The organism is Kitasatospora sp. NPDC059817 (assembly GCF_042731835.1).
In the GTDB taxonomy this organism is placed as follows: domain Bacteria; phylum Actinomycetota; class Actinomycetes; order Streptomycetales; family Streptomycetaceae; genus Kitasatospora.
The window spans coordinates 1-8,022 of record NZ_JBHWIR010000254.1; the positions used below are offsets into that span (position 1 = coordinate 1).

5 protein-coding genes and 1 pseudogene are annotated in these 8,022 nt (G+C 72.7%); 3 read left to right on the forward strand and 3 right to left on the reverse strand.

Annotated features, from left to right (window positions below; all coding sequences use genetic code 11):
• Window positions 1–278 precede the first annotated feature (278 nt).
• Window positions 279–761, reverse strand: a complete 483-nt coding sequence (locus ACFV61_RS32460; RefSeq protein ID WP_380375002.1) for an NUDIX domain-containing protein — start codon at window positions 759–761, stop codon at window positions 279–281.
• Between the two features lie 157 nt (window positions 762–918).
• Window positions 919–2,292 carry an NUDIX domain-containing protein gene (locus ACFV61_RS32465; RefSeq protein ID WP_380495565.1) on the reverse strand — a complete coding sequence of 458 codons (1,374 nt, stop codon included), beginning with the start codon at window positions 2,290–2,292 and terminating at the stop codon, window positions 919–921.
• 688 nt (window positions 2,293–2,980) lie between these two features.
• Here ACFV61_RS32465 and ACFV61_RS32470 point away from each other — a divergent pair.
• A complete protein-coding gene (locus tag ACFV61_RS32470; RefSeq protein ID WP_380495567.1) occupies window positions 2,981–3,565 on the forward strand; it encodes a DinB family protein in 585 nt (194 codons plus the stop codon).
• A 188-nt stretch (window positions 3,566–3,753) separates the two neighbouring features.
• Here ACFV61_RS32470 and ACFV61_RS32475 read toward each other — a convergent pair whose 3' ends face one another.
• Window positions 3,754–4,326 carry an exonuclease domain-containing protein gene (locus tag ACFV61_RS32475; RefSeq protein ID WP_380495569.1) on the reverse strand — a complete coding sequence of 191 codons (573 nt, stop codon included), beginning with the start codon at window positions 4,324–4,326 and terminating at the stop codon, window positions 3,754–3,756.
• A gap of 732 nt (window positions 4,327–5,058) precedes the next feature.
• On the opposite strand from ACFV61_RS32475, the gene ACFV61_RS32480 reads away from it, so the two are divergent.
• On the forward strand, window positions 5,059–5,634 hold the full coding sequence (locus ACFV61_RS32480; RefSeq protein WP_063351713.1) for a hypothetical protein: 576 nt from the start codon (window positions 5,059–5,061) through the stop codon (window positions 5,632–5,634).
• 404 nt (window positions 5,635–6,038) lie between these two features.
• Window positions 6,039–8,022, forward strand: a pseudogene (locus tag ACFV61_RS32485) (hypothetical protein); the annotation flags it as partial.

The following is an 8,022-nucleotide window of genomic DNA, read 5'->3' on the forward strand; positions in this document are numbered from 1 at the left end:
AACAACGCTGTCTTTGGCGCGGCCGGCTCTTTTGTTTAAAACCCGCCGGGGGCGGGCCCGGGGGGGGGGGGGCGGGGGCGGGCGCCCCCCCCCCGTCGGTGGGCCGGGTCGGTGGCCACGGTGTGGATCCGGGCCCACCGGCCGGTGGGGTGGGTGGGGCCGCGGTAGCCGCGGTAGACGATGCCGATGGCGCAGGAGGCCAGCGTGCCGTCGGGCCGCTGCACGGCGCGGTAGGCGTACGGGATCCGGCTGGGGTGGGGAAGGTGACGGTGCCTTCCTCAGCCCTGGACCAGGTCGCGGGGGTCGGACCCCTCGGCCCAGCCGTGGGTGGAGAACCCGCGGCCACCGGACAGGTAGGCGGACAGGGCGGCGTGGGAGGACGGGAACATCGGCAGCGGAAGCCCGTTCTCGGGCGACCACACCACGGCGAGGTGCTTGCCGGGCTCGGTGTTCGTCAACTCGCCCTGCCAGGCGGTGGCGAGGAACACCGACAGCAGGAACGGGCCCTTGCCGTCCCAGCCCTGGCGGACCTGGATCGTGTGGACCAGCCGCAGGTCGCGCGGGTCGACTTCCAGCCCCGTCTCCTCCGCCAGTTCACGGGCGGCGGCCTCGTCCAGGCGCTCGCCGACCTCGACCTTGCCACCGGGGATCGTCCACACCGGCGTCGTGCTCCAACTGTTCGTCGCGTAGTTGATCGTCGCGACCCGGCCGCCACTCCGGTCGTGGACGATGACGGCCACCGCCTGTCGCAGGCTCTCCACAGCACTACCTCCAAGGGCGCTTGATCAAAGGGGACTTGGGGACTTCGCGGGGTCGACGCCGGTCCGCGCAGCGGCTCCAGGGCGGTGCGGGGTGAGCTGGAGCATCACGCGCACGGGTCGGCTGGCCGGCCGGCGGGGTCGGCGGGGTCGGGCCGGGTCACGAGGCCTCCCCGGTGGGCTGGTCCGCCGGTGCGGCGAGCAGCGGCAGGTAGTGGTGCAGGTAGGGCGGGACCTTCAGATCGAGCACCTCGTCGAAGGGCACCATGCGCACGGCCAGGCCCTCGTCACCGAGCCGCAGGTCGCTCTCGGGGCCGTCCCGGACGGCGTGCAGGATGCGGGTGAGCGGGAGGCCGAGGTCGTGGTGCGGGCCGGGGAGGGTCCGCAGCCCGGTGATCTCGACGCCAGCCTCCTCGCGGACCTCGCGCACCGCGCTCTCCTCGGTGCTCTCGTCCCCCTCGCGCCAGCCGCCGATCGGAGTCCAGTAGCCGGGCCAGGCCATGCCCGGCCTGTCTTCGCGCAGGTGCATCAGCAGTCGACCCGCGCGGTCGGTGACGAAGACCAGGACTCCCTCGAAGTCGTCGCCGTCCGGGGCGGGGTGTTCCAGGTAGAGCGGGACGCCGGAGCGGTGGGCGCGCAGCACCTGCCGGAGCCGCTGGTAGTGGGCGGGGGTCATCCGGGAGCGCCAGTCGTGGGCCGTCTCGAACCGGAACTCGGTGTGCTCGGCCGGATCGAGCCGGATCCGGGCCTGCTGCTCCGCGGTCAGCGTGCCGCCGTCGAACACGTAGCCGGCGACCGGGACCGGGTAGTCGGCGTCGGCCTGCGTGTGGATCACGGCGACCAGGCGCCGCCGGAGCACCTGCGGGTTCTCCGCGGCCAGGTCCAGGCCCAGCTCCTCCCGGGCTTCGCGCAGCGCGGCGTCGAAGGGGCTCTCGCCGTGCTCGACGTTGCCGCCGGGCATGTTCCACACGCTCGGGTCGATGGTCGAGCGCATCCCGAGGACGCGGCCGGCGGGGTCGGTGACCAGGAAGGAGCCGTAGGCGCTGGGCCGGGCGATGGTGGTCAGGTAGCCGCCGACCGGCCGCCAGCCCGGGATCGCCAGGCGGCCGGTCAGCCACTCGATCACCGCGCGCTGGCCGTGGCTGGTCGTGGGCAGCCGGTCCGCTGGAGCCCACTGGTGGGAGTCGTGGTCGCCGGAGAGGACGACCGGGGTGCCCTCCGGAACGATGGTGGCGAAGACGAACTGCCGTACGCGCCGGCCGTTCGGGTCGGTGAGGTCCAGGCTCCGCGCGTACTCCAGCGGCAGCCCGGCGAGCCCGGTCTGCTCGGCCAACTCCCGCGCCGCGCCCGCCGCCACGGGCTCGCCGTCCTCGTGGCCGCCGCCCGGGTACTCCCACAGGCCGGGCAGGACGTCGTGCGCGGCCCGGCGGATCATCAGGATCCGGCCGCAGGTGTCGCGGACCACCACGCCGACGCCGATCCGTTCGGCGCCCTCGCGGAAGGCGAGGCCGGTCAGCATGTCGAAGTCGATCACCGGGTGGACTCCTTGGTCTCTCGGGCGGGTACGTTCCGCCGGTCGGTGCCGGTCTTCGCCACAGCTCCTCCGAACACCGTCGGCGCGCGGGCGCGCAAGTGTGCTGGAAGAAGGCGATCCGACGTCCAAGTTTCTTTCTGCGGACCTGAGTTAAGGAACCTCCCAGAGGTTGGCGGTCTCCGATGATGGTGCTGTTCGAGCGCGGCGTTCAAGCGGATTACCTCCGGGCGAGCCCGGGTCGAACGGGGAGGTTTCGAGCACCTCCGGGCGCGGCCGAGGGCGTCCTCCAACTGGCCGCGGACGGGCTCGGACAGGGGGCGGAGCCCAGCGCGCAGGCGGCGAGAGCCTGTTCGAGCCCGGCCGTCAGACCGGCTTCGAGGCGGTCACGGACGCCCGGGCGGCCGAGGAGGTCGCGCAGCGCGTAGCCGCCGCCGGATTCACCCGTTCGGATGATCGTCGAGCGCCGGCCGTCCACCTCCGCACCGTGGCGCAGGGCAAGGGGCAAGCAGGGCGAGGGGGCCGGCGATGCCGTGTGCTTCCCTGTCGAGTTCTTCTGTTCATTCATCAGGGCCCCGGACCAACGGATGCGGAGCGATCGGTCCCGGCTTCCCGCAGTGCCGGTTCCTCGTCGTCTGCCTGTCGGGCCCGGGGCCGGTCTCACGGACCGTGCATGGCAGACTGCGTCCCCGTGATCGATGAATTCGCCAAGGAGTACTTGCACAGTGATCTGCGCGATGTCCGGGAGGCGCTGGTCTGGAAGCTCGACGGGCTGTCCGAATACGACGTCCGCCGACCTCTGACCGGCTCGGGCACGAGCCTCCTCGGACTGGTCAAGCACCTCACGAACATCGAGTACCGGTACTTCGGCAACGTCCTCGGCCGCCCGTGCCCGGAGCCGCTGGGCCGGTGGGACGACGAGCGGCTCTGGGCCGAGGCGATGTGGGTGACCGAGCACGAGACCCGCGAGGAGATCGTCGGCCGGTACCGCCGGGTCGCGGAGCACTCCGACGCGACGATCGACGCCCTCACCGTCGAGGCACCGGGCTACGTGCCCTGGTGGCCCCGTCCGAACGTCACATTGTTCAGCATCCTGGTGCACGTGCTCACCGAGACCAACCGGCACGCCGGGCACGCCGACATCCTGCGCGAGCATCTCGACGGCGCCACCGGGACCGAGGCGAGCCACGCGAATTCGCAGCCCGACGCCGCGTTCCGGCAGTCCCGGTTCGCCGAGGTCGAGCGGGCCGCCAGGGCGGCGGTGGGCACACCCTGACGAGCCTAAGCGGGCGTTTGGAGAGCTCTACTCCTGTGACGACATCCACGAAGCCTTCCTCACTCGCGGATGCGCACTCATCTGTTGGCGGCGGCTTGTCTCCCTACCTTGACAGCATCGGAACCCAGTGATCCATCACCTGGCACAGGCACAGGCACAGGCGCTGACGATGGTCGGCAATCCAGTGGTCAGCACGGATCCGGCCAGACGCCCCGCTCGGACAGGTGGAGCACGAGGGCGGCGATGTTCCAGGCGTCGTCCTCGCCGCTGTGGTGACGGCCTTCGAGTCGCCGTCCGGCGAGCTCCAGGGCCTTCGCCATGCCGGGGCGTTTGCGCAGGCCGTATGCCTCGGTGAAGGTCGTTTTGGCGTTGGTGTGGTGCCGGCCGAAGGGATACGGCGTCCCGGTGGCCTGGCACTGCCGGGTGAACTGGTTGCGGTCGTAGTCGCCCCAACTGGCCCACGGGCGCGCCCCGGCGTGGTGTTCGGCCGCCAGGAGCCGGCACGCCTCGGCGAAGCTGACCCCTGTGTCGACCTCGTGCTGGGTGAGGCCGGTCAGTTCCGTGCAGAACTCGCTGACCGTGGATCGGGCGGGCCGCACCAGGATCCGGTGGCGGGCGAGGCGTTCGCCGGCGTCCAGATCGACGACGGTCAGTCCGATCTCGATGATCTCGCTGACCGCTCCCCGCGGTTGGCCGCCGGCCCAGCAGGTTGCTTCGACGTCCACGACGTTCAGGAGCCGCTCGGCCCCGGTGCTGTCCATGGCGGGAAGCGTAGGGAGGAGCGGCGGCCGCGGCACCTGGTTTTGCCTGCCGGGGCGCGGATGCGCCGCCGCCCCGCACCCCCGGGTACGGACGGCGGTTGCGGCAGGTCGAGACCAGCCGGGACGGTGGTTCAGTCAAGACGAGCGTTGAGGACTGGCCGTTCAATGCGCCGTTCGATCTTCATGATCCGCAATACGTGGCCAGGGAGATCGGCCGTGATGACTTCGAGGGAGCATGGCGGCGAGCGCGTCCTGAGTCCGAGGGTTGATCAACGGGGCCAACTCCCGCATATCAAGCAGACGTTCGAGAACGACGGCAACCCGTGCCTTGCTTCCTTCGAACAGGGCGTCCGAACTGTTCGTGACTCCCGCAGCCGTAGCCGTAGCCGCAGCCGTCGGCTCGTAGGCAACGCCCTCCTGCTCTTTGTCGCGCCAGTGCGCGAGGCCATGTCCCGCGCCTCCCGGGACGCGCCCACCTCGACCGAAGAGTCGCCGAACTCGACTCGGGTACACCCCTACTGGCGGGAGCATCAGGTCAAGATCTGGGCGGCCCATGACCGGGCCACCCGGTTCGTGGCGGAAGTGACCAGGGCCGCTGCCCTCTTCGACAGTGCCTTCGGGTTCGACCGCTCGCGCGACCGAGTCGCGTCGAGGTCGTTCGCAACAGACCGAGAGTCCGCCGCGGAGTAGTGGAGCAGTGGAGTAAACGCGTTTCCTTCGACGGGAGGACAGTTGAATTCGCCATCTGAGCAGGCGGTCGGGGTCCGGGTCCGTGACCTGGTACGGGACGTGGTCGCCGTCTGCGCGCCCGAGGAGGCGGTCATGGTCGACGGCCTGCTGCGACGGAGCGACGCCGAGGTGCTCGCCCGGCTGCGACGGCTGCGACGGCGGCGCGGCGACCGTGATCCGCTCGGTTTCGGTCTCGCCGAGATCGCTCCGCTGGTGGCCCCGCTGCTGTGGCTGACCCTGGACCGGGCCCGCGAGAAGCTCGCCGAGAACCTGGTGGAGGTCGCCTCGCGCGGATCGTCGGCGCTGTGGCGGCGGGTACGGCGGCGGGTGCGGCGGCGCCGGTCGGCTCCCGAGGTCATCCCGCCACTGACCCGCGATCAGCAGCGCTTGGTCCACCGCATGGTGCTCGACGCGGCCGGGGAAGCCGGGCTCTCCCCGGACCTGGGACTGCGGATCGCCGACGGCGTGGTGGCCGGTCTCGCACTGGCCGACCCGGACGAACAGCCGGACGAACAACCGGACGAACGGCCGGACGAGGCGGCGGAGGGCGGCCCGGGCCACGTGCCGGGGGAACGATGACCGGTGCCGGGCCGCGCCCGGCCGCCCTCGACGAACGGGTCCTGGGCGCGGGCACCAGCGCCCGCTTCGGCCTCCTGCTGGTGCTGATCGTGGCGTCCAGCGGATCGATGTTGCTGCCGGTCCTGATGTACTTCCGTCCGGGCAGTTCGACCGGTTGCCTACTGGCGGCCGGGGTCGACGTCGACCGGCTCGGCACGTGGGGCGGGACGCTCCGAACGACGGGGCAGGCCCTCGCCTACCTGCCGTGTATCGCCCTCGACGACCCGCCGCTGCCGTGGTGGCAGATCCTGCTCGGACCGGCCGCCGTGCTGGTGCTCGCGGCGGCCGTCGCGTCCGTGCTGCCGCGCTGGAAGCAGAGGCCCGGGCTCTGTGTTGAGCTGGCCGGGGTCGACCGCACCGGCGCGGTGGGCACGCGGGTCCGGGAGCTGGCGGCCGACCGGGTCGACCGGGTGCCGGCCCTGTTCGTGGCCCCCGCCGCGCTCACCCGGGGCGGCGCGGTGTTCGGCAGCAACCGCCGTCCCCGGCTGCGGCTGAACGGCGCCCTGGTCGCCTGCCGCGACACCGACCCGGACACCTTCGACGCCGTCGTGCTGCACGAGCTCGCCCATGTCGCCAACCGAGACCTGACGGTCACCTACGCCACTGTCGCGCTGTGGCGCTCCTTCCTCGTCCTGGTGCTGTGCCCGTACGTGCTGGTGACGCTCTGGGTGAGCGTCCGGCTGGTGGCGGCGGGCGCCCCGCTGTTCACCGCGATGAACTCGCGTCAGCTGGTCCTGCCGGTGCTGACCGTACTGGTGATCTCCGTCGTCCGCGCGGACGTGCTGCGCAGCCGCGAGCTGCACGCCGATCTCACGGCGCGCCGGTGGGGCGCGCCGCTGGAGCATGTGTGGGCCACCATGCCCGTGCGGGAGAGCCTGCGCGGGGTGCGGAGGTGGGCGGACGCCGCGATGGAGACGGTGCGGATCCATCCGCGTTGGGAGGTCCGCCGCGACGCGCTCGCGGACCCGGCTCCGCTGTTCGAGGTCAGGGCGCTGCTGATGTTCCTGATCGGCATGATCGCCTCCCTGACGAACTACCACCTGATGTGGCACTTCGTGCCGCACATGGCGATGATGAACGGCTGGCTCTACCAGGCCGTCGGGGCCCTCCCGGCGGCGGTGGTGTCGACGTCCACGGCGCTGCTGCTGTGGCGGGCGGTGGTCCGGGCCACCGTGCTCGGCCTGCGCTGCCCTACCGGTGTGCGAGGCGGGCTCTGGCTGGGTGCGGGGATGGCCGCCGGATCGGTGCTCAACGGGCAGTCCACCGGAGGGCTGTGGCTGCCGGTCGGCTGGTGGGCGCTGGGCCTGGTGGTGGCCGCCGCCGTCGGCTTCACCTGCTGGACCGCCCAGTGCGCCCGGCTGGCGGCCACTGTCCGGCCGGGGCGGTCACTGCGCTTCCCGCTGGCGCTGGGTTTGGTGGCGGGGTGGCTGGTGCTGTCGGCCTGGCTCACCTGGTGGGACTACTACGGTGCGTCCTTCGCTCACGGCTCCTGGTTCGACCGCGGGGGCGCCCAGCAGGCCGTCGTCCGCTGGTTCCCTGGCACCGGGACGGTCCGCCCGGACACCACCGCCCTGATGGCACAGGTGCTCCCGGTGTTGCGCGACGTGGTCCGGGTGCCGCTGGTCCCGCTCGCCGCCGTCGCAGCGTGGGCTGTCCCGCTCGCCCTGTGGGCGGCCGGCAGGCCGGGGGCAGCCCCGGACGCCGCGCCCGGCCCGCGCCCGCCGTCCCCGCGCCCGCCGTCCCTGCGCCGCGCCCTGGGCGCCGCGCTCGGTGGTGGGGCGCTCGCCGTCCTCGGCGTCGGCGCCGTCCACCTCTGGCTGCACCACCTCCACGTGGGCGCGGACCGGCGCGGCGGCCTGTACGCCTTCAGCTACGCGATCTGGTGCCTGGCGGCGATCGTTCTCGGCGCGGCCGCCGCCGCCGTGGTCGCGGCCCGCGCACCGACCTTCCGGCTGCCCGCGGCCCTGGTCGCCTCCGGCACTGCCACCCTGCTCGGCCTCGGCTGCACAGTGCTGCTGATGTCCACCGACGGGTGCCTGGGACCGCTCGCCGTCCTGAACGGCGGCTGCGGCTGGCGGCCCGCCTGGCGGCAGCTGCAGGGCGGCCTGACGTTCCATCTGGTCATTCACACGGCGCTGCTGCTGGCCCCGGTCACCGCCCTGCTGGTCACCGCCCTCGCCGCGCTCGGCCGCCGGGTGACCCGCCGGGTGACCCGCAGGGGGACACCGCGCCGCGTCGGCTCCGACCCGGTCGTCGACCTCCGGTCCGGCCGGCGGCCCGGCGTCCTGGCCACGATCGGCCCCGGCACCAGCGCCGTGGCACGCGCCACCGCGACCGTACACGTCGTCG